Genomic DNA, 25,939 nt, shown 5'->3' on the forward strand with positions numbered 1-25,939 from the left:
AACGTACTGAGCCAAGGCTCAGTACGTACTTACCTTGCAGATAGTCGGGGCTGACCAGCTAGAACGGACTGGCCCGGACGTTTTAGCTCCGGGGACGGAAGTAGGTGACCGGCTCGGTTCGGAGCCGGCGATTGCTCCGGACCAGGCCGGTCACCATCACCGACAAGGAGGGCGAGGCCATGACGATTCGCTCGTGCTTGCGCACCTCGCAGGGGAGTGCCAACAGTGCCGATCGTGGAGTACGTAATCGGAGTCGGGAGCTTCGCAGCAGGGCCGGCGTTGCTTGCCGCTGCGGAGCGCTCGACGAACACGGTTCTGGTGACCAGGCCCCGTACACGGTTCGCGGTCGCGGCCACGATGTCGGCGGCAACGGTGGCGGCGAGCTGGATCGCCTGGCTTCGGCTGGGCGCGACGCCGAGCTGGCTGGTGTGGTGTTGGGCCTATGCGCTGGGAGTTGGTCTCGCGCTCACGGATCTCCGATGCCGACGACTTCCGTTTCCGATGGTGACGGCGCTGGCAGGCGGTTGTGCCGTGGTTTTCTTCGGCATCGCGGTCATGGACGGAGCTTGGTCGAGATTCGGTTTCGCCTGCGCGTCCGCCGTGGTCGCGTTCGGTCTCGCGTCTCTGGTTCAGGTCTTCGCGCCCGACCACACCGGAGGAGGCGATACGGCGCTGTACGGCGCCCTCGCGTTGTTCCTCGGGTGGTTCGGATGGGATGGCTTACTGCGGGGCCTGCTGATCGCCACCGGACTGACCGCAGCGGTCGCCCTCGTGGTCGCGGTGTCGTCCAAGAGCGTGAATTCCACGTTCGCCGCGGGGCCGTCGCTGCTCGGCGGAGCGTTGGTGAGCGTCCTCGTGGCATAGACAAGTCGGTGACCGTGCCCGGACGACCTGTTCGTGTATCGGTAGTGATCAGCAATGGGGAGGAAATCGTGAGCAAAGTCGGTACTCGTCGGGTGGCCCTGCCACTCGCCCTGGTCGGATCGGCGGTGGTTCTGCTGGTGGGCTGTAGCGGCGGCACCGGACAGGTAACGCCCTCGTCGCCGAATCTGTCCGCTCCGCCGCAGGCGGCGACTTCTTCGGGCCAGGACGAGCGGGCAGCGGTCGAGACGGCTTACTCCGCGTTCTGGTCCCGGACTCTTCAGACCGATGACGAGCCGGAAGAAACGTGGCGGGCCGCAATGGCAGCGGTGGCGGTGGATCCCCAGCTCACCACGACGCTGAACGCGATGCGCACGCAGAAGCAAGCGGGGATCAAGGTCTACGGCGATGTCACAGCACGGATTCAATCAGTCCAGATCGATGGCGCCTCCGCCAAGTTGAGTGACTGCCAGGACGCTTCGCGTACAGGCCAAGCGGATGCCACGACCGGCGACCCGAAAACTGTCGGGGTGCCGAGGAATCCAGTGGCCGCCGACCTCAAGCGGGACAGCACGGACGGCCGGTGGCGAGTCGCCCAGGTCGCGTTCCCCGGCGGGACATGCTGATGATCCGGCCACGCAGCACGCGGGCGACCTCGCTGGGGCTCGCCTGCCTGATTGGAGGAGCGGTTGTCGCCTTGCCGACCCGGGCGTACGCCGCGGTGCCACCGACCGTCGATGACGGTCAGGTCATCGTGGTGCCGGGCGACTCGTCGGGACTTGTCGCTCCGCCGCAGGTCGACATGGAGGCGCTGCGGCAGCGAGGGCAGGCTCCTGTCCGGCCAGGCGGACCAGGTAGGAAGCCACTCGGTCAGGACCGGCGGGCGGGTGGTGCGATCAAAGCACCGGAGTCGCCGGACGGGCTTCCTGCGGGCTGTTCGCTCGGTGGTTTCGGGGTGGGTGGTTCACCTGGCGTTGGTCGGCCGGGTGGCAGTGCGTTCGGCATCCGCTGCGTCCCCTCGCTGCCGGTCGACGAACTCGCGGCGTCAGGTGGACCGGCGGCTCCTCCTTTGCCGACTCCGGCGGAGCTTGCTGCGCGCGCATTCGAGCAGCTGCAGTTACCGTTGCCCGTTCCTCGGCATTCGCCGGATGTGCGGTTGCCCGATGGCAGGACCGCCACGATCGTGGGGGAGAACACCTGGATCTGGACCGATCGCGGCGTGTGGAAACCGGCGGTCGAGCGGGTACAGGCCGGTCCGGTGTGGGCTGAGGTGACCGCGACGCCAACGGGGATGACCTTCAACTCGGGGTACGGCGGGTCGATGTCCTGCTCGGGGCCGGGAACACCGTATGACCGGTCCCTCGGGCTGCACGCCGCCAGCCCTGATTGCGGTTTCGTGTACACCCGCAGCTCGGTCGGGCAGCCGAATGATCAGACCACCGCGGAGTGGGCGATCCAGTGGTCGGTGAGCTGGATCGGCTCGGATGGTTCCGGTTCGGTGGGCGGTGACTTCCCGCTGATGCAGTCCCGGGCGAGGGCGACGTTCGCTGTCGCCGAGGTTCAGGCCTTGCGCGCGAATTAGAACTGCACTTCTCGAAACCGTATTCAAGACGTTCTGAGCACGTCGAACGCAATTCTTGGGTTGTGAAGGAATACTGCTATGGGTACCGCTTTGTCTTTTTCGCGCCCGCCGGAATCGCGCGGCAGTGGCTCGGCGTTCGTCGGCCAGCCCGAGGACGACGAGCCGCCGCGGGTGCCACGGCGACGGCGCTGGTGGCTGTTGGGGGTCGCGGTGGTGCTGGCCGCGGTCGTCGCGTTCGGCAACTACGCCTTGATCGCGGGGCAGGACGACCGGGTCGATGTCCTCGTGCTCACCCGTGAGGTGGGTTGGGGGCAGACGATCGTAGAGGGCGATGTCGGTGTGGCCAAGGCCGTCCCGGACCAGCCGCTGGCGTTCATCCCGGTCGGTGACAAAGCCAGGGTCGTCGGGCAGGTCACGCGGTCGATTCTGCCTGCCGGGACGGTGCTGGCACCGGGGCAGCTGTCCGGGCAGCCGATTCCGGGGCCGGGCGAGCGGCTGGTGGGGCTTCCCGTGCGGCCGGGTCACCTGCCCGCCCGTGGCTTATCGGCTGGGGATCTGGTGCAGGTCACCCCGATCGCGGCCAGTAGCGGGCCGGACGTTGGGCAGGCTCCGGCGAACACGTCCGGTCCGTTTCGTGCGCGGGTGCTCGGCGTCGGCCCGCCGGATTCCGCCGGAGCGGTCACGGTCGATGTCGTCGTCGGTACTGATGCCGCGCATGCCGCGACCAGCGCCTCCGCTGGGCAGGTCGTCGTGGTCCAGCTCGGGCCGGGCGAGTGAAAAAGATCGGCTTCCGAAGGAGTGGTGAGTGAGATGGCGATGATCACGATCGTGTCGGGCAAGGGGGCGCCGGGCGGGACGACGACGCTGGCCGCGTTGGCTGCGGCCTGGCCCGTGCCGGTGCTGTTGGCCGACTGCGACCCGGCGGGGGGTGACCTGGCGCTGGGCTGGCTGGGGCATTGGGTGGTGAACGGGTTTCTCCGTACTGACGTCGGTGTGTTGTCGCATTTCATCGCGACCCGGCACGCGACCGCCGGGGACCCGGCGTCGCTGATCGAGCACGTGCAGGAGGTTCCTCCGGCGCGGCATGTCGGCCTGCTGGCCGGGCTGAGTACACCGGGCCAGCACACCGCGGTCGGCGCGGCCGGATGGACCCGCCTGACCGTCGGTCTGGCCGCGTTCAGGACCGCGGCCGGGCATCCGGCCGACGCGCTGGTCGACCTCGGCCGCTACAGCTCGGCGACGCCGTGGCCGGTGCTGCTCGCTTCGGATCTCGTGCTGGTGGCGGTGCGCCCAACGCAGCGACACGTGCTGGCCGCGCGCCCCGTCCTGGCCGAGCTCGCCGAGCGGATTCTGCCGCAACGGCTGGGGCTGGCCGTCTGCGCGACAACGCCCGCAGGCACCCGCGAAGTCCGCGTGGCGCTGGGACGGGAATCCGCGGTGGAAATTCCGATGGCCGCGCGAACGGCGGCGGTGTTCTCCGACGGCATCGACGGAGGAACGCCTCCGCACCGGTCGCCGTTGCTGCGCGCCGCGCGTCGCGTCGCGCGCCGTCTCCACGGCACTTACCACAGCTACGCGCCGAGCGAGCCGCGCATTCCGGCCGCGGCCGCACCGTCCCGCCTACTTTCCGGAGGTACACGATGACGTTGCCGCGCAACGGGTTCCGCTTGCCACATGATCCGTCAGTGTCGCCGTATCCAGTGACGTTGCCGCCACCGCGCAGTAACTCGGCGGGATCCGCAACAGCGATACCGCGTACACCGCGGCGGGAGAGTGTGCAGACAGGGCGGCTCGACCCCGAGGCTGTCAGGGAGATCCGGGAAGCGGTCGCTGCCCGGCTGGAGCGCATCGCCGCGGGCGAGTCCCATGTGGACACACCGCTGACGAACGAGGAGCAGCAGGCGCGGATGCGCGCCTACGTGGCCGACGAGGTCTCCGGCTGGGTGCAACGCCGCGCGACCGCCGGACACGCGCCGCTGCCGGTGGCCGAGGAACGCCGATTGAACCGAGCGGTCGTGGCGGCGCTATCCGGGCTCGGCGCGCTGGAGGAACTGTTGGAGCGCAACGACGTGGAGAACATTCACGTGCACGGCTGTGATCGGGTCCTGCTGGAGCTGGCGGACGGCACGGTCGAGCAGTGGCCGCACCCGGTTGCCGACACCGACGCCGATCTCGTGGAGATGCTCGCGGCGATGTTTGCCCGCCAAGGCCAGACATCCCGTGAGTTCAACGCCGGCCGCCCGCTGGGAAACCTTCGGATCGGCGCCGGTGGCCCGCTGGGGGCTCGGGTGGCCGCCGTGATGGAGGTCTCCGACCGGCCGCGAGTGGCGATCCGCCGCCACCGCCTGGTCGACGTCGGCCTGACCGATCTCGTGGCAAACGGCACGCTCGATCCGCTGCTCGCGGCCTTCCTGCGCTCGGCCGTTCGGGCGGGCTGCAACGTGATCGTGTCCGGCGGCCCAGCCGCGGGCAAGACGACCCTGCTGCGCGCGCTGTGCACGGAAATCCCGGACTACGAGCACGTCGTCACGGTCGAAGAGGAGTACGAACTCGGGCTGCACATCGGTGCCCGGCCCTTGGTAACACCCTTGGAAGCCCGTCCCGCGAACTCGGAGGGCATCGGGGAGATCTCCTTGGACGACCTGCTGAAGCAGACGCTGCGGCACTCGCCGAGCCGGGTGATCGTCGGGGAAGTCCGGGCAGGGGAAGTCACCGCGATGCTGCGCGCTCTCGGGAACGGCGCCACGGGCGGTATGTGCACTCTGCACGCCACGAGCGCCTCCGCGGTGTTCGACCGGATCGGTGCGCTCGGACAGCTCGCTCATCCGCCGCTGGCGATCGAGGCGGCCCACCAGTGGACCGCCTCGGCGATCGACCTCGTCGTGCACGTCACCCGCGCCGACCACGACACACCCAGCGGGCAGCGCAGGCAGAGATTCGTCACCGAGATCATCGAGGTCGGCCCGGTCGGAGACTCCGGCCGCCCGGACACCACCAGAATCTTCGCCCCACGCCCGGAAGACGGCCGCGCCGTCCCGGCCTACCCGCCGACCTCTGACCTGCTGGAGCGCCTGGCCAGGCACGGGTTCGACCGCCACTTGTTCGACACCGCCGGTGCCGGCACCTGGCAGACCACCGAGCTGCCGGGCGGAGGCAGGCGATGACGGGCGTCTGGGCCGGCGTGCTCGGCGTCGCCGCGGTAGCGGCGATCGCCTGCGCCGTCGTCGCCTTCCTCCCACCCGCCGCGCGGTCGACGACAACGGCCACGGGACTCAGCGCGGGCTGGAAGACGTTCGCGGCACGGGTACCGCGGCGGCGGGTGGTCGTCGCGGTCGCCGCGGGCGGGATCGTCTGGTGGGGCACCGGCTGGCCGGTCGCCATCATCCTGACCGTCGCCGCGGCGCTGACGGTGCCGATTCTCGCCCGCGGCCACGACGCCCGCCGCGTGATCGCGAGGCTGGACGCCCTCGCCAGCTGGGTCCGGCGTCTCGCCGATGTCCTGGCCTCCGGCGCCAGCGGACTGGAACAAGCGATCACCACCTCCGCCCGCACCGCCCCCGAAGCACTGAGCGGCGAGATCGAAACCCTCGCGGTTCGTCTGCGGACGCGTGGCCTGGAGGCCGCGCTCCGCGCCTTCGCCGAGGACGTGGGCGACGAAGCCGCCGACGAAGTCGTGCTCGCGCTGATCCTGCGCGCCCGCGCGGGCGGACGCGGACTGGTCGACATTCTCGACAGCAAGGCCACCGCCCTGGAACGCGAGGTCGTCGCCCGCCGCGACATCGAAGCCGACCGCGCGAAACCCCGCACCGATGTCCGCGCCATCCTCGGCATCACCGCGCTCCTGCTCACCGGCCTGGTGGTCTTCGCGCACGAGTTCCTCACCCCGTTCAACGACCTGCTCGGCCAGCTCGTGATGGCCGGGATCGGCGGTCTGCTGGGCGCGGCGGGGTGGTGGATGCACTTGCTGACCCGGACCCGCCGCCCCGCTCGCCTGCTCGGCGCCGCCTCGAGGATCCCGCCCGGGACACCGAAACCGAGGCGCACCGCGGCGGAGGTGCCGCGATGAACCCCGGGATCACCGCTGCGCTGCTGGGCGCACTGGGCGGGTTGGCGCTGGTCTGCGTGCTCCTGGCGCTGCTGCGCCCGGCACCGGTCAACGTCGCAGCCGCGGTCGCCGAACTGGACGACCGTGCCGCCCGCCGTGCTGACGGAGCGCCGCCACGCAGCCGCTGGTCGACCCGGATCGAACGTCTGGCCGGAGTCTCCGGACGATCGTCGAACCGCTGGTGGGGCATCCCTGCCACCGACCTCGACGTCCTCGATCAGACCGCCGACCGCTACCTTGCCCGCCGCCTGACCTGGGCTGCTGCCGCTGCCGGAACTGTGTTCGTGATGGCCGGGCTTAGCTGGTTCGGTGGCATCGACCTTTCTGCCCCGCTGGTGGTGCTGGTCGTGATCGCCGGCGCGGCGGCCGGATCGGTGGTGCCGGTGCTGGCCGTGCAGGAGGACGCCGCTCGGGCGCGGGAGGAATTCCGCCGCGCCATCGCCGCCTATCTCGACCTCGTCGCGCAGGAACGTGCCACCGGCCGAGCCCCCAGTCAGGCACTGGGGGAGGCAGCCGCCGTCGGGGACTCGTGGGTGTTCGCCCGGATCAGCCGCACCCTCGGCCGCGCGACACAGGCTGGCCATACCCCGTGGGAAGCCCTGTCCCGCCTCGGAAAACGTATGGGAGTCGTAGAACTCGCCGACCTGGCCGACATCCTCGCCACCGCGGCCGACGGCGCCGCCATCTACACCACCCTGATCGCTAAATCGAGCTCTCTGCGCGCCGCCGCGCTGGCCGCCGACAAAACCGACGCCAACGCCCGCTCCCAACGCCTCGCGCTCCCCGTCGCACTGCTGCTGGTCGCGTTCCTGCTCCTGGTCATGTACCCCGCCATGATCCGGTTGGCCGCAGGAGGGGGCTAGCCAGAACGCGCGACGACCCCCGTCGCCACCTCCGCTTTCCTTTCCAGAGAAAGAAATCGGCCCCGGCTGAAGGAGGAGTCTGATGCACAACCATGAATCGCCTGCAACGGTGCCGCCGGTACTCGACTGCGTGCTCCCCGACGGCTACGCCACAGTGCTGCTCAACCCTGCGATGACCCCGCGTCAATGGCGGCGCAAGCAAGCACTCAGTCTCGTTCGCCCCACGACCATCCTTAAAGGACTTTGCGCCGCGGGGATGGCCATTCAGATGTCCTGCGGTGGTCACGGATTCGGCGAGAAGTTCGGCATCGGCCTTGTGACCTTGATCGTGGTGCTGGGTGTCTTTCGCGTCCTTGGCCGCTCAGCCAGAGAGACCTCCTTCGAGTACGAAGGCGTACCGCGGCTTCGGCTTCGGTGGGGAGAGTTCTACCGGCGTCGCGATTTCGATGACCTGGGTGCAGATTCCCGTGAACTGGTCGCCGAGTTGCTGACGGGGGTGCAGGTGCTGCACCGGAGTCCGGCGCTCGCCTGGCTCGATCCCGCATTGCCGGGTGAGATCCACACAGTGGTGTGGCGGGCTTTGTGCTGTCTCGATCACAGCCGCGAGGCCCGCGCTCTTGCTCAGGAGGTAGCTGCCTCGCTCGACACGACCGATGACCTGGTCACTGCGACGCGGCGAGCGGTCGACGACGTCGATACGAGCCTGCGGGAGGTAGCGCGGCATGTGCGGGGGTGTGTCGTGCTCTGTCGTGCGTGGGAACAGAAACTCCGGCGACACGATCTCGCTGCCCGCGTCAGTCACACCCTGGCCACCATTCCGGGGCAGGAACACCTCACCAGGTTGTCGCAGGACTCGGACGCGTTGCCGCGAAACGTGTTCGCTCACGTCACCGCGGCACGGGATATCACGCATTCCGGGGCATTCCCGTGGGAGCAACCTCCGTCCGAGTGGCCCGGAGCAGGTCACCCCCCGGCAGGGCGAACCATCAACACGCCTAACCATGAAAAGGGGGCCGTGAACGCAAAGCCAACCAGCAAGCCTTATAGGCCAACGACTTCATCGTGAAAGGAGAACGATACTCATGCTTAACCATCTCAAGCGCTGCGCGACCACAGTCCGGCGACGAGGCGCCCGGCTCGGGCTGTTCCTCACCGCGTGGGTGCTCAGCTTCGCAGTCACTGCAGAAGACCAGTGGACGCGGGCCCGTGCATCGGGAGACCGCGGATCCGAGTCCGTGGAAAAGGCGGTCCTCGTCGCGATCGGCCTCGCCGTGGCGATCGGGCTTGGCTTCGCCATCCGTGCCGCCGTCCAGACCTACCAAGGCCAGATCAAGTGAACCTGTACGTACCTGGAAGCCCTTAACTGCAAAGGAGACCACACGATGCCGACCGCTGAGGAGATCGAACGACGTGTCGAAGTAGCAGACACTGCCCGGAGTGAGAGGAGGTCCGCCGCGGCGCGGCGCGTCGGTGACTTGGCAGACCGCCACGCCGAGCTGGCCGAGCAACTCGGGGGCATCGAACGCGAGCTGGGTGAGGTGCTGGCCGAATCCGGCGACGTGATCGAGATCGACGAGCTGGCCGCCTTTACCGACGTCCCCGCAACCGAGCTCGCCCGCTGGCTCAACAACGCCAAACCCGGACGCGCCAAGCGGAAGAAGCCCGCCGGAACGAATCCTGCGAAGACCACCCAAGCCCGGAAACCGGCCGCTTCACACCAGTCAGCGCACACCAACGTCGCCGCCGCGCAGGATATTCCACCCGCACGCGGCGGCACCGTTCCTCTCCCGGCGGTAGCGTCGTGACAACATCAACTTTCTCGCTCCGCCAGACCGACCGGCCACTATGGACACCGTGTCGAGGATTCGTCCGGGCGCGGCTTCACGACGACAGGGGAGCGGAGTCCGTCGGCTTGGCCGTGCTGTTTCCGTTGGTGTTGCTGCTGATTCTCGCTGTGGTGCAAGGCGGCCTGTGGTGGCATGCGCATTCCGTGGCCGCTCAGGCGGCACAGGCCGGTGTGGACGCCGGACGTCCTGTCGGCGCCACGCAACCCGTCGCGGCCGCCGCCGCACGGTCGTTCGCCGACCGCGCAGGCCGCGGTGTCCTGACCTCACCCAAGGTTCGTGCCACCATGACCGCTGACACTGTCCAGGTCGCGGTGTCCGGTACGACGGTCCGGCTGCTGCCGATCCCCGGGCTTGATATCGGGGTCGAAGTGACCGCGCGAGCGGTCAAGGAGCGCTTCACCACGTCGTTGACCGGGGGCGGCTCGTGACTCGCCACGCACGTATCGGTCGGTTGTGGACAGATACGGGTTCCGTCAGCGTCGAAGCCGCCGTGCTCGTGCCCGCTGTGATCCTCGTGGGGCTGCTGATCATCGCGGGTGCCCGTGTCAGTTCCGCGGAGCAAGCCGTCGACAACGCCGCCACCGCTGCTGCCCGCGCCGCGTCGATCGCGCGCAGCCCTCACTCGGCGCAGCAGGCCGGAGTGGCTGTGGCTCGTGATCGTCTCGGACGTGAGGGCATCACCTGCCAGGAAACCAGTGTGTCGGTCGACGCCAGCCAGATCGCCGTCGGTCGCGCCGGCTTGGTGAGGGCCAGCGTTACGTGCCGTGTCGCGCTCAGCGACCTCGCCCTCCCCGTCCCCGGCGGTACTCGCCTGATCACCAGTTCGTTCACCAGCCCCGCCGATCCGTACCGGGGACGGCCATGATTACCGTGGCACGGCCACGGGATGCCGGGTCGCTCAGCGTGATGATCGCGGTCCTGGTGCCCGCGTTGCTGTTTGTGCTCGCCTTGGTCGTCGACGGCGCCGCCCGGCTGCGGACCATCGCCCGCGCTGACGCTCTGGCCGCCGAAGTCGCCCGCGCCGCGAACACGGCCGTGGACACCCGCAGCGCGCAGGTCGGCATCGACACCGCCACGGCTGCTCGGGCCGCGGGCGACTACCTCGCCCGTACCGGGCACCCCGGTCAGGTCAGCATTACCGGTACCCGCACGGTCCGGGTGACGGTCATGGTCACGGAGCCCGCGCCCATCGGACTGCTCGGCCGTAGTGTGCAGGCCACCGGTACCGCGGTGGCCGAACTCGGCGTCGGGACCCGTGACGGCGGACTCCCATGACGTCCCCGGCGGCACAGCGCGTCCGCGGCGCGCTCGCCGCGCTGGCTCTGCTCGCGTTCGTCGCCGGTATCCCAAGCGGGCTCTTGGCCCTTGGCGCCGATCCCGTCCGCCTGATTCCCGAGCGCTGGCCAGACCTGGTACAGATCACCCAGTGGCCTGAGCAGATCTGGGCCACGCTGCGTTGGGCGTGGATCACCGGCGACCTGGTGATCTGGCTGATCGTTGCCGTGGCATGGACGGGCTGGCTGGCCCTCACCGTGTCCGTGATCGTCGAAGTGATCCGCCAGACCGGCCGTGCCGCCCGCGGCCCGCTCCGGCGAATCCCGACTGGCCGGTGGATCGCCGGGCTCGTCGCCGCCGTCCTGATCGCTACATCCGCAGGCACTGCGGCAGGGGCCGGACTCCCCGCCACGCCGACCGCGGCCACCGCGCCACCACGGCCTCATCCGAACCCGGTCAGCGCGCCCCGCGATTCCGCCGCGGGCATGGCGACGACAACCACACACGGCACGGTGCCGTACACGGTTGTGCACGGCGACACCCTGTGGGACCTCGCCGAACGCCATCTCGGCGACGGGAGGCGCTACCACGAGATCGTGCGGCTCAACCCCGGCCTGCTCGCCGGCAACCCGGACGACCTCGAACCCGCGTGGACTCTGCTGCTCCCGCTAGACGCCGTCGGTCTTCCCCCGCGTCAGGACACCACCGCGGAGACCGGACGGACCGTGACGGTGCAGTCTGCGGACACCCTCTCCGGTATTGCCGAGCGCCACCTCGGCGACCCGGGCGCCTGGCGCGAGCTCTTTGACCTCAACGCCGGGCGGCCCCAGCCCGATGGCCGTGCCCTGCGCCACCCCGACCAGCTCTTACCCGGCTGGACGCTTGCGCTGCCCGCCACTGCGCCAACCGCACCACCGGCAGAACCCCAGGAACCACCGCGGAGCGTGTCCGCACCCGCACCCCTGGACGATCCACTCCCAGCCGGCCAAACACCGCCGTCCACACCCGGGGACGAACTGCAGAAGCCCGCGGCGTCCGGAGACGGCGGTGTGTCGCTGCCGGGCGGGGCGTTCGTCGGGCTCGGACTGGCCGCTCTGATCACCTTGGCGACGGTCACGGTCCGAATGCGACGTCGCCGCTGGTACCGGCCTGGTGTCCGAACCGACGGCGATCCCACGGGATTGCCGGTCGTGCGCGCGCTGCGCATCGCTCACGACGTCGCCACGCAACCTCCGGCCGACCAGGAGACTCCGGCGACCGAACCGGCGAACTCCCGGCACACCCGGCAGGTCGAGCTGGACACCCGCGGCCGAGCTAAAGCCGTCGTCCGCGCCGCACGCCCGACGACGCCCGGGACCGCGGTCGGTATCCGGGACGGACACACCATCGCGCTCGACCTCGCCCGGACACAAGGCCTCGGGCTCGTCGGGCCCGGCGCCCGCTCCGCCGCGCGAGCCCTCATCGTCACCTTGCTCGCGCAAGCTGCCAGCGACGGCCTAGACGCCACGATCGTCATCCCGCACCCTGTCGCCCGCTCGTTGTTCGGGCACACCCTCCCAGACCGTGTACCGAAACGGCTGAGAATCGTCGACGCCGTGCCCGCTGCTCTCGATGTGCTGGAAGCCGAACTGCTCGCCCGCACGCACGGCCAGAGCCTCGCCGGGAACGACCCGGATACCCAGACACCTCGCCCGTCGAGCCGTTCCGGGCCCTTTCTCATCGTGGCTGCGCCCAGCGCGGACGCCGACCGGCGCCTGCACACCATCCTCGAGACCGGAGCCCACCTCGGACTCACCGGATTGCTCCTTGGCCCATGGCGTCCCGGCGGTACCGTGCGCGTGACCGGTGACGGCATCGTCGACACGGCTTCCCCGGCACTCACCGGCAACCTCGCCGGCGCGCGGCTCTTCTCCCTTCCGGGCGCCGACGCCCTCGACCTACTCACGCTGCTCCACGCCGCCGAGCCCGACCACACCGAACCGTCACACCGCTCCACCTGCGTCGATAGCGTGGCCACGACCACATCCGAATACGAATTCAGTAAAGCCGGTCCCGAACACGGCCCTGAAGCGCCTCAGGCGACTACGCAACGGGACGTCGGGACGGCAGAGACCAGCACCGCGGACCGATCCCCGGATCGGTCGCTGCAGTTGCAGGTAGTCGGCCGTCTCCGCCTGACCCGCACCGGCCCAGAACCGTATGACCTCGTTGAAGCGCTCGCGCCGCGACAACGGGAGATCCTTGTCTACCTGGCATTGCACCGCGAAGGCTGCCGCCGCGAAACCCTCAGCGCTGCGCTCTGGCCCGATGCACCGGCCGATCGCCCCTACAACACCTTCCACGCAACCCTGTCTCAGCTCCGCCGAAGCCTCCGCCGCGCCACCGAGAACGACGCCCTCGACATCATCACCAGCCAGGACGGCCACTACGCCCTCAACGAACAGCTCGTAGCCGTCGATCTCTGGCAGCTGCACGACGCGCTCACCGCCAGCCGAACCAGCACACCGGCCGACGCCACCCAGGCGCTGAACACCGCCATCGCGCTCTACCGCGGAGACCTCGCCGAAGGCATCACCGCAGACTGGATCGACGGACCCCGCGAAGCGCTCCGCCGCGAGGTCCTCGATGCGTTCAGTACCCTGATCCGCGCAACCCGTCGCGACGCGCCCGAACACTCTCTCGCCCTGCTGGAACAAGCCCGACGGCTCGACCCCTACAACGAAGCGATCTACCGCGACCTCATGCGCACCCAAGCCCGCCTCGGCCAGTACGACAGCATCCCGCGCACGCTGCGGCTGCTAATTACGGTGCTATCCGAACTCGGAGAACACCCTGCCCGCGACACCCTTACCCTTGCCGCCGCACTTCAGCAACCGAGGAATGGCGTTCCGGACAGGCAAGCTAGCTGACCTGACTGAGCAGCGCTTCATCGAGGCGGCAAGAGCTTGTCCGCCTACTTCTCCAGCTTCCTTTCCGCCTTCCTCTCCGGGGGCCTGCTAGAGCGGAAGGGGCAGGGAACGGGCTTTTCGCAGCACAGGTACGTCGGCACCCCTTCCTCTGTGCCCTCCAACTTCGGTGCCAGCAGGCATCTGAACAGTCTGTCGGGTGGGTGGCCGGCTTCCGTCTGTTTGGATTCGGCGGTCACGTTGGGCGCGACGGTTACGTTCGCGTGCGAGGGGCTTCCCGACATCCGAAGTATTCTTCCGCCCGCCAGTCGCTGGCCGCGGGGCCGGCCTGCTGGCCGCCGTGTTGTCATGCCGTCATGACTGTCCACTATGGACCATAATGCCGTCCCTTGAGTTAGGGGACGACGCTTAGCGGCCGCTAAGCGCACGTGTGGTCGGCTAAGCACGACTAAGGCGCCCCTGGGTCTCGGCCAGGCGCTAACGGGACTCTGCTTAGCTCACGGGTTCAGGGCTTGACGTGGGCCGTACCTAAACGACCCAGTTTGGTTCTGGGGCACTGATCGAAGCGCGATGCCTTAAGTGCGTGTCACCCGGCAGTGCCTCCGGTCGCATCGGCTCCTGACGCCCGGGCCAAACATCTCGCGCTGCCCCAATCGAGTGACGTTGACTTCCTAGATCTCGTGCTTGACCTGCGCCTTTTAGGCCAAAGTGCAAGAAAGAGGGTACGGGGAATGTTGCATTTCCCCGTACGGGGTGCTTGTATAGATGACGTACCGCCGAAAGCGAGGCAGGAGAGGTTCTCCGGCTGACGCAAGAGCAGTACTTCGCACCACTGTTGATCTTTCAAAACCGCATGCACTGCGAGCCGCTCCCTGGGCTTAGATCACCGTTCTCTCGAACGGAAACCGCTTGCTGGCCAAGATGGGGAATGAAGTCCTGCCGTGTCACGCAACGCGCTTAAGTCGCGTGACGTGGGACCCAATTCCAGCTAACCGCAAGGGAAGGGGCGTCATTATAGCGCATTCCGGCCGGACCATTGTCCGGTGAGGAATGAAAACCCGCTCTGATGTCTCGCTGTGCAGCACCTAAGCGCGCTTAATGCGGTTTAGATGCTTGACACATACATAGTGAGCTTAGCTTTCAAGGGCCCGTATCCGCTGCTGTACGTCGGATGCGCAAAACGTTTAGCGGTTCGCCTCCGCGCCGGATTAGCTCGTCGACTTGTCCGACCTATATCCAAATGCGGCCATTGAAAGCGCAGTGCCCCGGCCCCTGGTGAATGGCCTATGTGTTGAGCGGTGACAGCGCTCAACGTGCATGTCGTAGAGATTAGCGGATCGTAAGCGCGGCTACGTCGCAAAGTCACTACTGCGTGCAGCGTAAGCAGCAAGTCGGGTTTTCGCGCGGCACTTGAATACCGGAGTTTCCGGGGGGCCTTCTGGCTAGGAAGCCTTCAGTTCCAATGGCTGTCGACCGGTTCGATTCCGGCAGAAGGTGCAAATTCGTGAGCCAGAAACGAAAATTTTAGGAGCTGATGAAAGATGCTTATCAAGCACTCAAAGCGCACTATACGAAGCGGCTGCAAGAAATGCGGCGACAAATCGCTGTATTGGGCCCATGATACGGCGCAGTCAGGTGATGACCACTGTGACAAATGTCAAACTTCCGGGAAATGGGTACTCATCGACGCTGCGGGAGAGCCGCACAAATGCGGCAATGACGTTACCCCAGTGGCGGAAAAGACAGATGCAGGAAGTGTCAGTGTCGAGGTCAAGGCGAGTGTGCGCGAGGGAGATTCTGTGTCCAATTCAACCGATCATGCAGCTCCGTTAACTGGTAGCGGAGATGCTTTTGCAGCGTTCCAGTCGCTGGTTGCGAGCCTTGCGCCTAAGGTTGATCGGGACGAAGTTTCCGCGATGATCAAGCGTGAGCTGGACAACGTCATCGTGCCGACCCGAACCGTTGTCGAGCGCGTGACTGGTGTGCGCAGGGTAATTGCGAACTCGCACGAAAAACTCGCAGACATCACGACTGATCTGCTTGCGGGCGAACATGTGATGATGGTGGGTCCGGCAGGTACCGGTAAGAGCACTATTGCGGAGCAAGCAGCCGAGAGTATCGGTATACCGTACTATTCGATCAGTCTTTCTCCGATGACTTCTGCCTCGCAAATACTTGGATACATGCAGGCTGAGGGCGAGTACGTCAGGTCTCTCTTTCGGGAAGCATTCGAGCACGGCGGTGTGTTTCACTTCGATGAGTTCGACAATGGACACCCGAGCGTCCTGGCTGTGATCAATGCAAGCTTGGCAAACGGTCAGATGGCATTCCCTGACCAGATGGTTAAGCGAAACCCGGACTTCCGCTGTGTTGCGTCAGCCAACACTTATGGACGTGGGGCGGATCGGGCCTACGTCGGTCGGCAGCAGATCGACGCGGCGACGCTCGATCGATTCTCGGTTGAAACAATCAGTGTAGACGAAGCGCTGGAAACTTCGCTATGTCTCGCAACTGGACTTGACAAAGTCATGATTGACAAGGTTCTCAAATTCGTGCGAACCCTGCGCAAAAACGCGGAAGAGCGCGCTATGTCGGTTGTCATCTCCCCGCGTGCAAGCGTGGGAATGTGCCGCTTGCTGGCCGCTGGTAAGTCGTGGGACTCGGCTGTTGAGTCTCGCATCCATCGTGGAATGAGCGAAAAAGATTGGAACAAGCTCAGTTCCAATAGGTGACGTTCGGTGACATGGTTGCCCCGCTCCGGTTGTGATTCCTAGGTAGATTCCGTCGAAGGAGTTTGAGTAATGAGAGCCAGTGAAAGTGCTAGAGAGATCGTGCACGTTTACGAGTCGGTAGGCGAACTGGCGGCGGTAGGGATTGGCAACTTGGATCTCTTCTTGCGTAGTCGGGAACTGTGTGAGGAATGGCATGGTGTAAGTACCCTTGATGATTTACGTGCGCTGGTCTCTGACGGATGGCTAAGTGAATCTAGCGTGGCAATGGACGTCGCATCCGATGCGGTCGAACTGGTTGAGCAAGAGCACGACCTAACAAGCTTTCGGCCAATGTGGGACGTCTCTGGTTGCGAGGTCGACGTAGGTCGGTATCTCGCAGGGGAGCCGGACAACATGATTGACTATGAAATCACGCAAACTGTGCGATCCGGCCGTGTAATCGTACTGTGCGCCTCGGCATCCTACAGCGGTGCAGTATCGAGTGACACTATCAAGAAGCGCGGTCACGGCATCGCAGCTTTGGCTTTCGCTCTCTCCAAACTGGGTTTTGCAACTGAACTGTGGGTTGACGTGAGCAGTCTAGGTCCGGATGGGAAAACTGCGGGACGGTTCCGGGCTAAGGTTAAGGGTCCCAATGATGCCCTGGACCCAGCGTTGATCATGTTTGCCTACTCTCATCCGGCCGTGCTTCGTACTCTTTTTATGCCAGCGATGCATGAGGTTCCTGAACGGTTCCAAGAGGCGCTGGCCGTTGGTGCTTCCTATGGAACTCCTCTAGATCCTAAGCGGGACTTGGAGGAAGGGGCGATTTATCTGCCTGCCGTCAGTTCAAATGATGATGTTCCCGAAGCCAAGGAAGCCCTGCTGGCCCATCTGCGCGAACTCGGGGTATTGGACAGCTAAAGCTTTTCGGCAAGTGACTTTGTGTTGTCTCGGTGCCGCACGGTGGATGTCTCCGCGCGGTCGCCGTGACCACACAATCGGCGCCAATTTCACTGCTAACCAGGAAGGGAGGTTGGCGTGATCAGCCTGAATAAAATTGCTATGGCTGTGGCCTTGGAACTAGGAGAAGAATGGAGTGTCGAACCAGGTCAAAGATTCGACGGCAGAGATGTCTGCCTGCGTGGTGTAGGCGACATTCGCCTACGTGTTGCTACGGAACACCACCGAAAGTACGGAAGCAACAGACTCTTTATCTCGGAAGCAGTCGGCGGCGAATTGCGTAGGTTTGTTCAATATGACGTGGTGATCAGCGTATCGAAAGACAGGGCCGCCAAGGAAGTCGCGGGAGAGATTCGGCGACGCTTGCTCCCGGGGGCAGAGGAAGCAATCGCTAAGGCGCGTGTCGATAAGGCTGCGAGTGACGCGCGCGACGCTGAACATCAAGCAATGTGTGAAGCCATGGCCAGCGCACTTGACGGCGCGACCTACAGTCATGATCCGAATAAAGTCCACTTTGGTTCCAGTAGTGATGGTGTCAGCGGGTCTGTCGAAGTTCGAAAATTCGGAGACAATGTCAAATTTGAGATAGCTGTCCCAAAATCTCTCGCGTCGGCAATGGCCGAAAGCGTTTCCCTGCTGCGCCGGATGGAAGTATCGAAAGGTTGTGATCCCCAAGTGGTTTCCGAAACTGTTCCCAAGCAAGAAACGCCTACGCAAGGTCGATCTGACGAGACGAATGGCCGGAGCGGAAGGCGCAGGCAGCTCACACCCGAAGAACGTAAGGAGCGACACGAGGCCCTGAGCGGAAAACTTGCCGATGGTATCGCAGAGCTGGCAGAAGACGAGGACCGGTGGGCGGAGTTCCTCACGGCGGCGCAGGGTTTAGCCGCCGCGTGGAGCTTCAACAACATCATGTTGATCCTGCTGCAAGCAGCAGAGCGAGGCTTCACACCGTCGATGGTGAAAACGTCCAGGGCATGGAACAAACTCGGACGCAAGATCAAGACAGGTGAGAAGGCCCTCTACATCTTCGAACCGATGAAATACCGCCTCTCACTGGAGGAGGCGCAGAAACAAGGCAAGAATGGCTTCGACAGTGACGGCAAGCCGCGGATGACGATTCGCGGCGTCCGCCCTTCACCTCGCTTCGACGTCACTCAAACTGAAGGAGAGCCGATCCCCGAGGACCGGACCACCCGTGCCCCCGTCACTGAAGACGAGATCGCGGAAGTCTGGGAGACGGTCGCCACCGAGATCCGGGCAACCGGCTATGAGGTGACAGGCGGCCCGCCCGGCGACGTCGACAGCTACACCGACCTAACCGCCCGCGAAGTATGGGTCTGCGACACCCTGGACGACGAAGCGGCTATCACAGCGGCACTCCGAGAGCTGGCACACATCCGGCTCAATCACCTGGCCGACGCAGACGAGTACCGCCAGCACCGCGAAAGGATGGACCGCGAGGCGACAACGGTGGCGATCATCGCAGCGGGGGCCCTCGGCCTCAACACCTCGTCGCATGACCAACCTGCCCTCACCGGCTGGCTAGAAGGCAACGCCGAGTTGCTCGCCGAGACCGCCGAACGAGTAACGGCTACAGCTCAGGAGATCATCCGCGCCTTCCAGGAACCCGCCATACCCGAGTAGTCACGCGTGCCAGCCGAAGGCCGTGCCGTAACGGTCGCGCGCATCTTGGATGCGCGCGTGCCGTGGCCACACGGAACACGGAGGAGACCGATGGACGACACGACACACGAGCACCACCAGCTTACGAAACGCCGAGACCGGCAGGACCCGGTCGCGTTCCGGCTCGCCACGCCGGCGACCGTAGGCGGATACACGGTCATCGAGGCCGCGTTCTTCACTCCTGGGGGTCCCGGATGCCACGCCTCAGCGTTGGCCGTGACCCGCCGGGGCACGAACTACAGCACGCACGTCTTGCTGTACGACGAGAGCCAGGATGCCTGGTCGCTCGAGGTCGGGCACTACGACTTCGCCACGTTGCCGCTGGCCCAGGAAGACCTGGCCGCACGGGCGAACATCACCCTCGGAGGTGCCGTCCCGCCGATCGAGGTCAAGGAAATGCAGGACGTAACCCACCTGCCGTCGACGGGGACACGCGAGCAGATCGTGGAGTGGGTCCGAGAGCATCAGGGGAAGACCCCGGCAGAGATCGCCGCAGGACTTGGGCTCGGACGAGACCAGGTCCGGCAAGCATGCCGAAGGATGGTGCGCGATGGCCAGCTGCGAAGCACGCCCGGAGGCACCTACTACCCCTGACCGGCTACGGTGTCACTCGACGCACGCTGAACAGGCGGAACGGCGGATTACTCCGGCCACAGCGATCGGACTGCCGCGAACGCGCGGTGACACGGAAGTGCAGGTGATGACGCAGGTGGAGCCGCTGGAGCTAACGCCGGAGGTTCAGACGGTCATCGATGCCTGCCGAGAGTTCATCACCGGAGGCGGGGGCTCCTCGATAGAGGCGCTCTATGGCGGCAGCGATCTGCCAGAGCTACAGTCCGCGGTCCGTGAGCAGGTCGACCTCCTGGTGAGGCTCGCGCGGGCTGGCCAGCTCGTCGGTGTGGAGCTCGAACCGCCTATGGGTGGCGAAGACTCGGACGACGATGCCGTCGCGCGCTGCTCGCGTGCCGTCGCCCGGTGGAGGGTCAGTCGGGACCTGCACAAGAACCTCCGGGCCCGGACGACGCAGGCGAAAAACGACGAGCGCGAGAAGCAGCAAGCCCGAGACAAGGCTGTGCTGGACCTGGCGGCCGCGCGACCGGACTGGGGCACCCAACGAATGGGTAAGGCAGTCGGCCTACCGGAAAAGACCTTGCGCGACATCCTCACGAAAGCCGCCAATCCGCGCTAAAGGCCCAGCCAGCTTGCCCGCGAGAGCAAGCTCTTCAAGACGGGAAGGGCGCACCCGTCGATTCAGGCGATTAAGCCGATATCTGAACCGCGCCCAGCCTGAACAGCTGAATTACGAGCGCGGCCCGTGCATGCGTGCCCTCACGGCCGTAGCCGTCCATCTATCACGGCTTGCGGGATTCAATAGCTCGCATGTCCACGCGACTTCCCCGAGGTTGATGTAGCAACCGGGACATGACGCCAGAATATCGTTTGTGCATCGACGACGTGCGCAGACTACTGCGGAAGATTCGTAATCCCTCGCCTGTTAGATGGTCTTCAAAATTTCTCCACATAGGGACAGTTATTTAATCGATCGGCCGAAATGAGTATCTCATTTGAGGAGTAGTCATGGTTACATCGGCTAATTTGAACGCGGCAAGCAACGAGGTCTATGTCGCCTTGCTGGTGCCAGACGCCCCATCCTTCCCCGCAATTATCGATGATGAGAGGTGGAACACCTTTGCCGTGCCGAGATTTCGGCGCGCGACTGCTGAAGCGGTCGCGTCGTGGCTCAATGCCATGCACGAGGAAGACCCGCGAACCTGGCCGGGTGGAGCCGCTTTTGGTCCGGACGGCGTTCTGACCGTGCTGGAAGGAGAAGAACGCGCGACCGCGCGGGTTCTTCCGGACGCGGAAGGCAGGTACGCGATCGGCTTTCAAGGTTGGGCGTGGGTACTTAGCGCTCCGACCATTGACAAGCAGCGCAATGCTGAATTGCTCGACGATCGGGCGCGGCTAACAGCGGAGAGTCGCGAAATCCTTGTCACCATTAACATCAATGGCTCGGACCCCGTGTTTCCCGCACTGCCCTCGGTGGAGCACGGCTGGTCCCGGGCGGGATGTCCGCGGTTCCGGCGCGAGGTCGCCGAGGTGGTCGTTGCCTGGATCAATGACGTCGCCCGCAGCAGCCCAGAGGGCGCAGACCGCGCGTACTGGGACGCCGACACGATCGTGCTGCTCGACAACCAGGCAATTGCCGACGACGGCTACCTGCCAACCCGAATCGACGCCGATTCCGACGGACGCTACGCGATCGGCACGACATTCGAATGGGAGCTCGTCGATCAAGAGCTATAAATTCGCAAGCCGTTCGAGGAGGGAACATGGAAGAACGAGACGACATGGTCGTGACACTGGATATGCCCGGAACCATCGCGGAGTTCCTGCAAGATCTGGATATGCAGGACGACGAGATCGAGGCATACGACGGTGCTCGCTTCATCAATCGCTCTCGCGGATACACGCTCCGCGTCACGGCGACACTGGCTGTGCATAGAGCATTTCTCAGCCGTTGCTGGACATTCGAAGGTGGCGACGGCATCGAGTCGAGCTCAACCGAACGATCGGCTTACCGCGCGTACGCGCAGCGGATAGAACGCGCAGAGCATGACCCTAGTAAGTAGTCGATACCGCATGCAAGCACGCCAGAAGGAGTGGGAAGATGGTCAAGAATCACGAACCCAAATACCCGTTTCGGATTCTGCGGACTGCTAAGAACGTCCGCCGAGTCTCGATTCCCTATGACACACGCGAAGCACGGGATGCAGCGGGCAGCCGTTATGCGGAGCAGGACGCCGCACGGGTCCTGCTGGAGTTCTGGAGCGAAACTCACCCGCAGGACCCGCTAAACGAAGGGTGGGCTTGTGACGGACATGTCGATCCGCCCGGAGCGGCCCCGGCTGGCCCGTTGGACGATGCCTCCGCCCTGCTGACCCGTATCCGCGATGCGCTGATGCAGATCGACGACGCCGCCCACATGGTCGAGGACGCCGACCGGGCGGGGACTCCCGGTGACGAACACACAGCACGTGAACGGCGCGAAGCCCTTCTCGATGACCTCGTCGGATCGGTGGACGTCCTGGACAAACTGCTCTCCGAGGGCGGCGCCCTCCCCGGAGCGTGGTCGCGGCGCAGCACCAAAAAGGCAGTGACCTACGCCGCGGTCACCCCCGATGTGTCGGACGTCTGCCAGACCCAGGCCGGAGCGAAACTCGGCCCCATGGTCCTCCAGGGCGTCGAGGACGCCAAGAACGCCGGTGTCTACCACTGCCGCTGGTGCAGCAACGCCTTCAACCGGCAGCAGCAGGCAGTGCTTGCGCGGCACCCGGACGAGGACGAGCTCCACGGCTTCCACGAAGCCTGCGCCGGGGACTTCGCCCTCAACTACCTCCCCATCGTGGTGACCGTACGGCCGGACCGCACAGCCCAGGTCACCGGCCCACCGAACACCAGCGTCACCGTGCTCATCGAGGACTAGCAACTAGGAGGAACGGCCATGCAGCAGAAGACAAGAACTATCTACGTCGCCGTCCACCGAGTCACTGGACAGGAGATGGAAACAGGCTCGCCGGTGAAGGTCGCAGGCCCGCACGGGCGTGGCGCTGTGTTCCTCCACGTCGTACGGCCTGATCGCCGCGAGCCGCACCGGGAGCTGGCCGAGGTTTACGTCCGCTGGGACGCGAACGGCCGCACCAGCGACTGCTGGGCGCGAGACGTCGGGATCCGGGTCGAGCCACGCGAAGTACCCATCACAGGAACGACGCCGCTCGTCCCGGTAACGGCGCGCCAGCAGGACGCCATACGCCACGCCGTTCCCACGGCCCAGCTGGACGGCTGGCATTTCGGCACAGGGAGCATCGTCGTGCCGCACCCACCGCTAGAGGCACTCGCGGTAGTCCAACGGGCCTTCGACTGGGCGGCGGAGAAGTACGGCGCGAACAAGTTCCCTGCGGCTTCACTTCGTTCCGTGCTGAAGAGCCTCAAGGAGAGAACGAGCTGAGACCCGCGGGACTTCGGTACGTGCAGGTCGGCGCGGGTACGCCGATGAGTGCCCGCGCCGACCTCAAGTCCTAGCAGACCCATCGGCGGCACGCCGTCCCACCGCGAGCGCCTTCCAATGACAGCGCGAGGGCAAGCGGACAGGACGTGCCCCCTCGAATCGCAACCGGCTTGGAGAAGAGACCATGACTGCGCGCCCCAACAGCCCCGACCCGTCCGCCTTCCCGCTGGAGGAGACATGCCCTGCCTGTCACGTTGAAATCGGACAAGCTCACGAACATCGCTGCGAGGTCGCCCGCTGCTTGGCCACCGGCCGACAACGCAACGGCCACATGTACTGCCGTTGTCCCCAGGACGTATGGACGGGCCTGATGTCCGGGATGGCCGAATGTATCGAGTTCGGCTGGATGCAAGAAGGAGACCCCAGTCTCCCCGACCTCAACCGCCTCTACACCGCCGCGACCTGGGACCCTCGCAACCACCGCTGGACCCGGCCCTGATCGGCTGCCCCAGAGGCCCCCAATTCCGGCTTCACGGCCGGCGAGTCTTCGAAGCCACCCCATCGGCCAGGGGGCTCGCTCGTTTGTCTTGTGGTCCTGCTTGCCCGCTCGAGTCTCCGTGTGGCCTCCGGGTGGAAGGCCCGTATTCGACAGCGTCGTGCGGTCGAGGTGTCGGGCGAAGGCTCCTCGCGTTCCCAGAGGATCGAATCATTCGATCGCCGGGGTTCTTAGACCAACAGCTTGGCCCAAACCTGTTTTGGCTCTGAAGGCCCTGTCGACTGGCTGCGGGGCAGTCCTCGCACCCGCACTGTTGATCGCCGGTGCGGTGTGCCGGTGAAGTCGTAGTTGTAGCGAGCGTCCTGCGGCCAGCTACTGAATGGAGCGGTTGACTGCAGCAGTAACGGCAAGTTGTTGCGCGCCACGTACACAAGTCTTACTTCGGTTGGCTCTAGCGATGTTCTGCTGCCGTCCCTGGAACTCCGGTGGGCTGACCTGTCCGCCACCCTGGGATATGATCACAACGCGCACATTTGTGACTGCTGAGGCGCTGTCCAGCAATTTTGCCATTTTCAAGATCTTAGTTGTCAAGAATTATGGATCTTGGTATCAAAAAATTAGGGCCGAACGGCCCTTTACTGTGCAGGCGGTCGCCGCTACTTTGAAATAAAGTGGCATGCTGGAGGTCAAGTGTCCGCTAACGTCAATTTGTCGCGACATGAACTCATGGCTGCGGCGGGAGTTGAACTGGCGATTTATCGAAAGGGGTGCGCGGCGCCACCGTGGGAAGAATCGGTCGCGTGGAACGATGTCGGACCTGACCACAAGGCTATGAACCCTGCGATGCAGAATTTTGCCTTGCATCTCGCCAGTCAGTCTGTCATCGCGGAGCAGATGGGCATGGCGGCTGCGGCGTCATTGATGCTTGAAGCGCCAAGTTATACCTTGCGACTTAACCTCGCTCGCGCTGTTGCTGACGAGGCGCGACATGTTGACGTCTTCGCGCGGTATCTGCAGATTATTGAGGAGGAGCCAACTGCGCCTAATGAAAATTGGGAGCGGGTTGCGTTGGAACTCGGCGCGGAAAGAACATTTATACAGCGCTTTGTGACGCATTCTTTGTTGGAAGCACAGGCATTGGGTGTCTTCACTGTGTTGGCAGAGATCTTTTCGGGACGTATTCTTGGAAGTATTTATCTTCAACTAGTTCCTGATGAGGCCCGACATGTAGCATTAGGAGAGGAATATCTCCGTCAATTGTTGCTTCGTGAGCCTGGCGCAACTCAAGAAGTGGCCGACGCAATCGATAGAAGTTTGGCTACAACTGGAGTTAGCCGGGCAGTGGCCGAACGGTACGCACAATTTAGCGACTTATCTAGTGATCAGATACATGAGACGGTCGATCGTAAGCGCAGAAGCTTTCGTGCTCGAGTTCTAGCTGGAGTAACCGATCTGGAAGGAGGGTGACATGTTCTATCCGCCGGATAACGACGGAATCGACGAATGAGCTTCGAGGCTCAAATCGGACGGGTGCGCTGGCAATCGTGGCGCGCCCGCCCGTTAGTTCATGGATGTCAGCAAGCGCCGAGGTGAGCAATGCGCAACTCGATTAAAGTGTCAAAGTTTGAGCTGAATCAGCTTGGCGTCTCAGTGGCTATATTTGAGGCGGTGCTTGCGGATCTAAGTCTGGTTCCTTCCCTGCGAGTAAGTAAAGGGGTGGAAGGTGATACTGAATACCGACTGACTGTGCAGCGTCTGGTCAGCGATATGACTCCGCCCACTGAGGAGCGTTCATATTACCAGCCACAGAACGATCACGCGCTTGCTGAGTCTGCGCGGAGACTTATAGACGCAGTCACAAGGTCAATTCAGGTGCGAGATATAATTGGACCTGGCGAAATTCGACGGATTCAATGTAATGTACTCGATCCAGGTGACTTTATCGGAAGTCATGACGACTTCTCAGCGAATCAATTGTATTCGCACACTCTAGTAATCGGGTTGTCGTCGGATTATGATGGCGGAGCCCTATCCCTGCATTTGCCGGAGGGGGTTCTGAATGTTCGCCCTCTTCGAGGAGACGTAATAATTTTCGACAGTCGAGTAGTGCACGAAATTCACGCAGTGGAGAGCGGGAGAAGGCGCACCTTGGTGGGTTTTGTAGAGAGTAAATCCTAGACGGTGGGGCAGGAGGCTCCGGTTGCCGACCTTATGATTGAGTTTGGTGCGTCCGGTTACATGCTGATCCGATGTGGGTGTTGCCCGCGTGAGTGGACCGCTTGTCGCATTGTGCTGGTGCCACGTGTCGACTGGTGGCGCGCGTGGGCGAACTGGTAGCCGGTTTCACAGAACGCCTCGGCTTCGCCCAGCGTCTACTGCTGGGGCATGTACGGCATTTGGTCTATGCGGTCACGGCATTGGGGGGCGATTGTGGATCGGTAAGCGGTGGCGATTCTGTCGTAGCGTATGACCAGGACGGGCCGTTGCCCGAACGGTGGAACCGGCGCTCGAGATCGTCACGGCTGCAGTAGTCCACCTGGGGCTGAATATGGGTATGCGCAGCCGAAAGAACTTCACCGTTTTGGTGCCCCGCTTGATCGTCGGCGTCGTAGAAGTCGACAGATTGCTTGTGATA

General features: G+C 64.6%; 26 protein-coding genes. All 26 read left to right on the forward strand.

Annotated elements, in window-relative coordinates; translation table 11 throughout:
• Positions 1-318: 318 nt before the first annotated feature.
• The 26 genes from DMC64_RS18905 (at position 319) to DMC64_RS43670 (ending at position 25,482) form a co-directional block, all read left to right on the forward strand.
• On the forward strand, positions 319-864 hold the full coding sequence (locus tag DMC64_RS18905) for a methyltransferase (RefSeq protein WP_233629703.1): 546 nt from the start codon (positions 319-321) through the stop codon (positions 862-864).
• 68 nt (positions 865-932) lie between these two features.
• Positions 933-1,487 carry a hypothetical protein gene (locus DMC64_RS18910; protein ID WP_125734584.1) on the forward strand — a complete coding sequence of 185 codons (555 nt, stop codon included), beginning with the start codon at positions 933-935 and terminating at the stop codon, positions 1,485-1,487.
• Positions 1,487-2,443: a hypothetical protein gene (locus DMC64_RS43235; RefSeq protein WP_233629704.1), complete on the forward strand. Its 957-nt coding sequence runs from the start codon at positions 1,487-1,489 to the stop codon at positions 2,441-2,443. Before DMC64_RS18910 ends, DMC64_RS43235 begins: the two co-directional genes overlap by 1 nt.
• Positions 2,444-2,521: 78 nt before the next feature.
• Positions 2,522-3,220, forward strand: a complete 699-nt coding sequence (locus tag DMC64_RS18920; RefSeq protein WP_125734585.1) for an SAF domain-containing protein — start codon at positions 2,522-2,524, stop codon at positions 3,218-3,220.
• Positions 3,221-3,253: 33 nt separating this feature from the next.
• Positions 3,254-4,087: a hypothetical protein gene (locus DMC64_RS18925; RefSeq protein ID WP_233629740.1), complete on the forward strand. Its 834-nt coding sequence runs from the start codon at positions 3,254-3,256 to the stop codon at positions 4,085-4,087.
• A 131-nt stretch (positions 4,088-4,218) separates the two neighbouring features.
• Positions 4,219-5,607 carry a CpaF family protein gene (locus DMC64_RS18930; RefSeq protein ID WP_233629705.1) on the forward strand — a complete coding sequence of 463 codons (1,389 nt, stop codon included), beginning with the start codon at positions 4,219-4,221 and terminating at the stop codon, positions 5,605-5,607.
• A complete protein-coding gene (locus DMC64_RS18935) occupies positions 5,604-6,509 on the forward strand; it encodes a type II secretion system F family protein (protein ID WP_125734587.1) in 906 nt (301 codons plus the stop codon). The genes DMC64_RS18930 and DMC64_RS18935 overlap by 4 nt, the downstream gene beginning before the upstream one ends.
• Positions 6,395-7,411 carry a type II secretion system F family protein gene (locus DMC64_RS18940; protein ID WP_233629706.1) on the forward strand — a complete coding sequence of 339 codons (1,017 nt, stop codon included), beginning with the start codon at positions 6,395-6,397 and terminating at the stop codon, positions 7,409-7,411. The genes DMC64_RS18935 and DMC64_RS18940 overlap by 115 nt, the downstream gene beginning before the upstream one ends.
• An 82-nt stretch (positions 7,412-7,493) precedes the next feature.
• Positions 7,494-8,477, forward strand: coding sequence for a hypothetical protein (locus tag DMC64_RS18945; RefSeq protein ID WP_125734588.1), 984 nt, complete (start codon positions 7,494-7,496; stop codon positions 8,475-8,477).
• A gap of 16 nt (positions 8,478-8,493) precedes the next feature.
• Positions 8,494-8,748 (forward strand): hypothetical protein, encoded by a 255-nt coding sequence (locus tag DMC64_RS18950; protein ID WP_125734589.1) that lies wholly within the window; start codon positions 8,494-8,496, stop codon positions 8,746-8,748.
• A gap of 45 nt (positions 8,749-8,793) precedes the next feature.
• A complete protein-coding gene (locus DMC64_RS18955) occupies positions 8,794-9,216 on the forward strand; it encodes a hypothetical protein (protein ID WP_125734590.1) in 423 nt (140 codons plus the stop codon).
• Positions 9,217-9,329: 113 nt separating this feature from the next.
• A complete protein-coding gene (locus DMC64_RS18960) occupies positions 9,330-9,686 on the forward strand; it encodes a TadE/TadG family type IV pilus assembly protein (RefSeq protein WP_233629741.1) in 357 nt (118 codons plus the stop codon).
• The gene (locus tag DMC64_RS18965; RefSeq protein ID WP_255432643.1) at positions 9,683-10,123 is read left to right on the forward strand and encodes a TadE/TadG family type IV pilus assembly protein; all 441 of its coding nucleotides are present in this window, start codon (positions 9,683-9,685) and stop codon (positions 10,121-10,123) included. The genes DMC64_RS18960 and DMC64_RS18965 overlap by 4 nt, the downstream gene beginning before the upstream one ends.
• Positions 10,120-10,533, forward strand: coding sequence for a hypothetical protein (locus DMC64_RS18970; RefSeq protein WP_125734593.1), 414 nt, complete (start codon positions 10,120-10,122; stop codon positions 10,531-10,533). Before DMC64_RS18965 ends, DMC64_RS18970 begins: the two co-directional genes overlap by 4 nt.
• A complete protein-coding gene (locus DMC64_RS18975; protein ID WP_125734594.1) occupies positions 10,530-13,442 on the forward strand; it encodes a BTAD domain-containing putative transcriptional regulator in 2,913 nt (970 codons plus the stop codon). The genes DMC64_RS18970 and DMC64_RS18975 overlap by 4 nt, the downstream gene beginning before the upstream one ends.
• 1,538 nt (positions 13,443-14,980) lie before the next feature.
• Positions 14,981-16,171, forward strand: a complete 1,191-nt coding sequence (locus tag DMC64_RS18980; protein WP_125734595.1) for an AAA family ATPase — start codon at positions 14,981-14,983, stop codon at positions 16,169-16,171.
• Positions 16,172-16,240: 69 nt separating this feature from the next.
• Positions 16,241-17,074, forward strand: coding sequence for a hypothetical protein (locus DMC64_RS18985; protein WP_125734596.1), 834 nt, complete (start codon positions 16,241-16,243; stop codon positions 17,072-17,074).
• 117 nt (positions 17,075-17,191) lie between these two features.
• Complete coding sequence (locus tag DMC64_RS18990) at positions 17,192-18,760, forward strand: ArdC-like ssDNA-binding domain-containing protein (RefSeq protein ID WP_125734597.1); 1,569 nt, start codon at positions 17,192-17,194, stop codon at positions 18,758-18,760.
• Positions 18,761-18,850: 90 nt separating this feature from the next.
• On the forward strand, positions 18,851-19,393 hold the full coding sequence (locus DMC64_RS18995; protein WP_125734598.1) for a hypothetical protein: 543 nt from the start codon (positions 18,851-18,853) through the stop codon (positions 19,391-19,393).
• Positions 19,394-19,499: 106 nt separating this feature from the next.
• A complete protein-coding gene (locus DMC64_RS19000; RefSeq protein WP_125734599.1) occupies positions 19,500-19,988 on the forward strand; it encodes a hypothetical protein in 489 nt (162 codons plus the stop codon).
• Positions 19,989-20,377: 389 nt separating this feature from the next.
• The gene (locus tag DMC64_RS19005; protein WP_125734600.1) at positions 20,378-21,106 is read left to right on the forward strand and encodes a hypothetical protein; all 729 of its coding nucleotides are present in this window, start codon (positions 20,378-20,380) and stop codon (positions 21,104-21,106) included.
• 26 nt (positions 21,107-21,132) lie between these two features.
• Positions 21,133-21,432 (forward strand): hypothetical protein, encoded by a 300-nt coding sequence (locus DMC64_RS19010; protein ID WP_125734601.1) that lies wholly within the window; start codon positions 21,133-21,135, stop codon positions 21,430-21,432.
• A 38-nt stretch (positions 21,433-21,470) separates the two neighbouring features.
• On the forward strand, positions 21,471-22,286 hold the full coding sequence (locus DMC64_RS19015; protein ID WP_125734602.1) for a hypothetical protein: 816 nt from the start codon (positions 21,471-21,473) through the stop codon (positions 22,284-22,286).
• 18 nt (positions 22,287-22,304) lie between these two features.
• Positions 22,305-22,808: a hypothetical protein gene (locus DMC64_RS19020; RefSeq protein WP_125734603.1), complete on the forward strand. Its 504-nt coding sequence runs from the start codon at positions 22,305-22,307 to the stop codon at positions 22,806-22,808.
• A 1,186-nt stretch (positions 22,809-23,994) separates the two neighbouring features.
• The gene (locus tag DMC64_RS19030) at positions 23,995-24,771 is read left to right on the forward strand and encodes a ferritin-like domain-containing protein (RefSeq protein ID WP_125734605.1); all 777 of its coding nucleotides are present in this window, start codon (positions 23,995-23,997) and stop codon (positions 24,769-24,771) included.
• Positions 24,772-25,071: 300 nt separating this feature from the next.
• Positions 25,072-25,482: a 2OG-Fe(II) oxygenase gene (locus DMC64_RS43670; RefSeq protein ID WP_370324390.1), complete on the forward strand. Its 411-nt coding sequence runs from the start codon at positions 25,072-25,074 to the stop codon at positions 25,480-25,482.
• The last annotated feature ends 457 nt before the right edge of the window (positions 25,483-25,939 follow it).

It is taken from the genome of Amycolatopsis sp. WAC 04197 (assembly GCF_003947475.1).
Classification (GTDB): Bacteria; Actinomycetota; Actinomycetes; order Mycobacteriales; family Pseudonocardiaceae; genus Amycolatopsis; species Amycolatopsis japonica.

Excerpts from the sequence above, each read along its gene's own strand:
- DMC64_RS19020 (WP_125734603.1), top strand. The coding sequence starts at position 22,305 with ATGCAGCAGAAGACAAGAACTATCTACGTCGCCGTCCACCGAGTCACT.
- DMC64_RS18980 (WP_125734595.1), top strand. The coding sequence starts at position 14,981 with ATGCTTATCAAGCACTCAAAGCGCACTATACGAAGCGGCTGCAAGAAA.
- DMC64_RS18995 (WP_125734598.1), top strand. The coding sequence starts at position 18,851 with ATGGACGACACGACACACGAGCACCACCAGCTTACGAAACGCCGAGAC.
- DMC64_RS19000 (WP_125734599.1), top strand. The coding sequence starts at position 19,500 with ATGACGCAGGTGGAGCCGCTGGAGCTAACGCCGGAGGTTCAGACGGTC.
- DMC64_RS18955 (WP_125734590.1), top strand. The coding sequence starts at position 8,794 with ATGCCGACCGCTGAGGAGATCGAACGACGTGTCGAAGTAGCAGACACT.
- DMC64_RS19015 (WP_125734602.1), top strand. The coding sequence starts at position 21,471 with ATGGTCAAGAATCACGAACCCAAATACCCGTTTCGGATTCTGCGGACT.
- DMC64_RS18935 (WP_125734587.1), top strand. The coding sequence starts at position 5,604 with ATGACGGGCGTCTGGGCCGGCGTGCTCGGCGTCGCCGCGGTAGCGGCG.
- DMC64_RS18920 (WP_125734585.1), top strand. The coding sequence starts at position 2,522 with ATGGGTACCGCTTTGTCTTTTTCGCGCCCGCCGGAATCGCGCGGCAGT.
- DMC64_RS19005 (WP_125734600.1), top strand. The coding sequence starts at position 20,378 with ATGGTTACATCGGCTAATTTGAACGCGGCAAGCAACGAGGTCTATGTC.
- DMC64_RS18975 (WP_125734594.1), top strand. The coding sequence starts at position 10,530 with ATGACGTCCCCGGCGGCACAGCGCGTCCGCGGCGCGCTCGCCGCGCTG.
- DMC64_RS18950 (WP_125734589.1), top strand. The coding sequence starts at position 8,494 with ATGCTTAACCATCTCAAGCGCTGCGCGACCACAGTCCGGCGACGAGGC.
- DMC64_RS43670 (WP_370324390.1), top strand. The coding sequence starts at position 25,072 with ATGACTCCGCCCACTGAGGAGCGTTCATATTACCAGCCACAGAACGAT.
- DMC64_RS18970 (WP_125734593.1), top strand. The coding sequence starts at position 10,120 with ATGATTACCGTGGCACGGCCACGGGATGCCGGGTCGCTCAGCGTGATG.
- DMC64_RS18945 (WP_125734588.1), top strand. The coding sequence starts at position 7,494 with ATGCACAACCATGAATCGCCTGCAACGGTGCCGCCGGTACTCGACTGC.
- DMC64_RS43235 (WP_233629704.1), top strand. The coding sequence starts at position 1,487 with ATGATCCGGCCACGCAGCACGCGGGCGACCTCGCTGGGGCTCGCCTGC.
- DMC64_RS18925 (WP_233629740.1), top strand. The coding sequence starts at position 3,254 with ATGGCGATGATCACGATCGTGTCGGGCAAGGGGGCGCCGGGCGGGACG.
- DMC64_RS19010 (WP_125734601.1), top strand. The coding sequence starts at position 21,133 with ATGGAAGAACGAGACGACATGGTCGTGACACTGGATATGCCCGGAACC.
- DMC64_RS18985 (WP_125734596.1), top strand. The coding sequence starts at position 16,241 with ATGAGAGCCAGTGAAAGTGCTAGAGAGATCGTGCACGTTTACGAGTCG.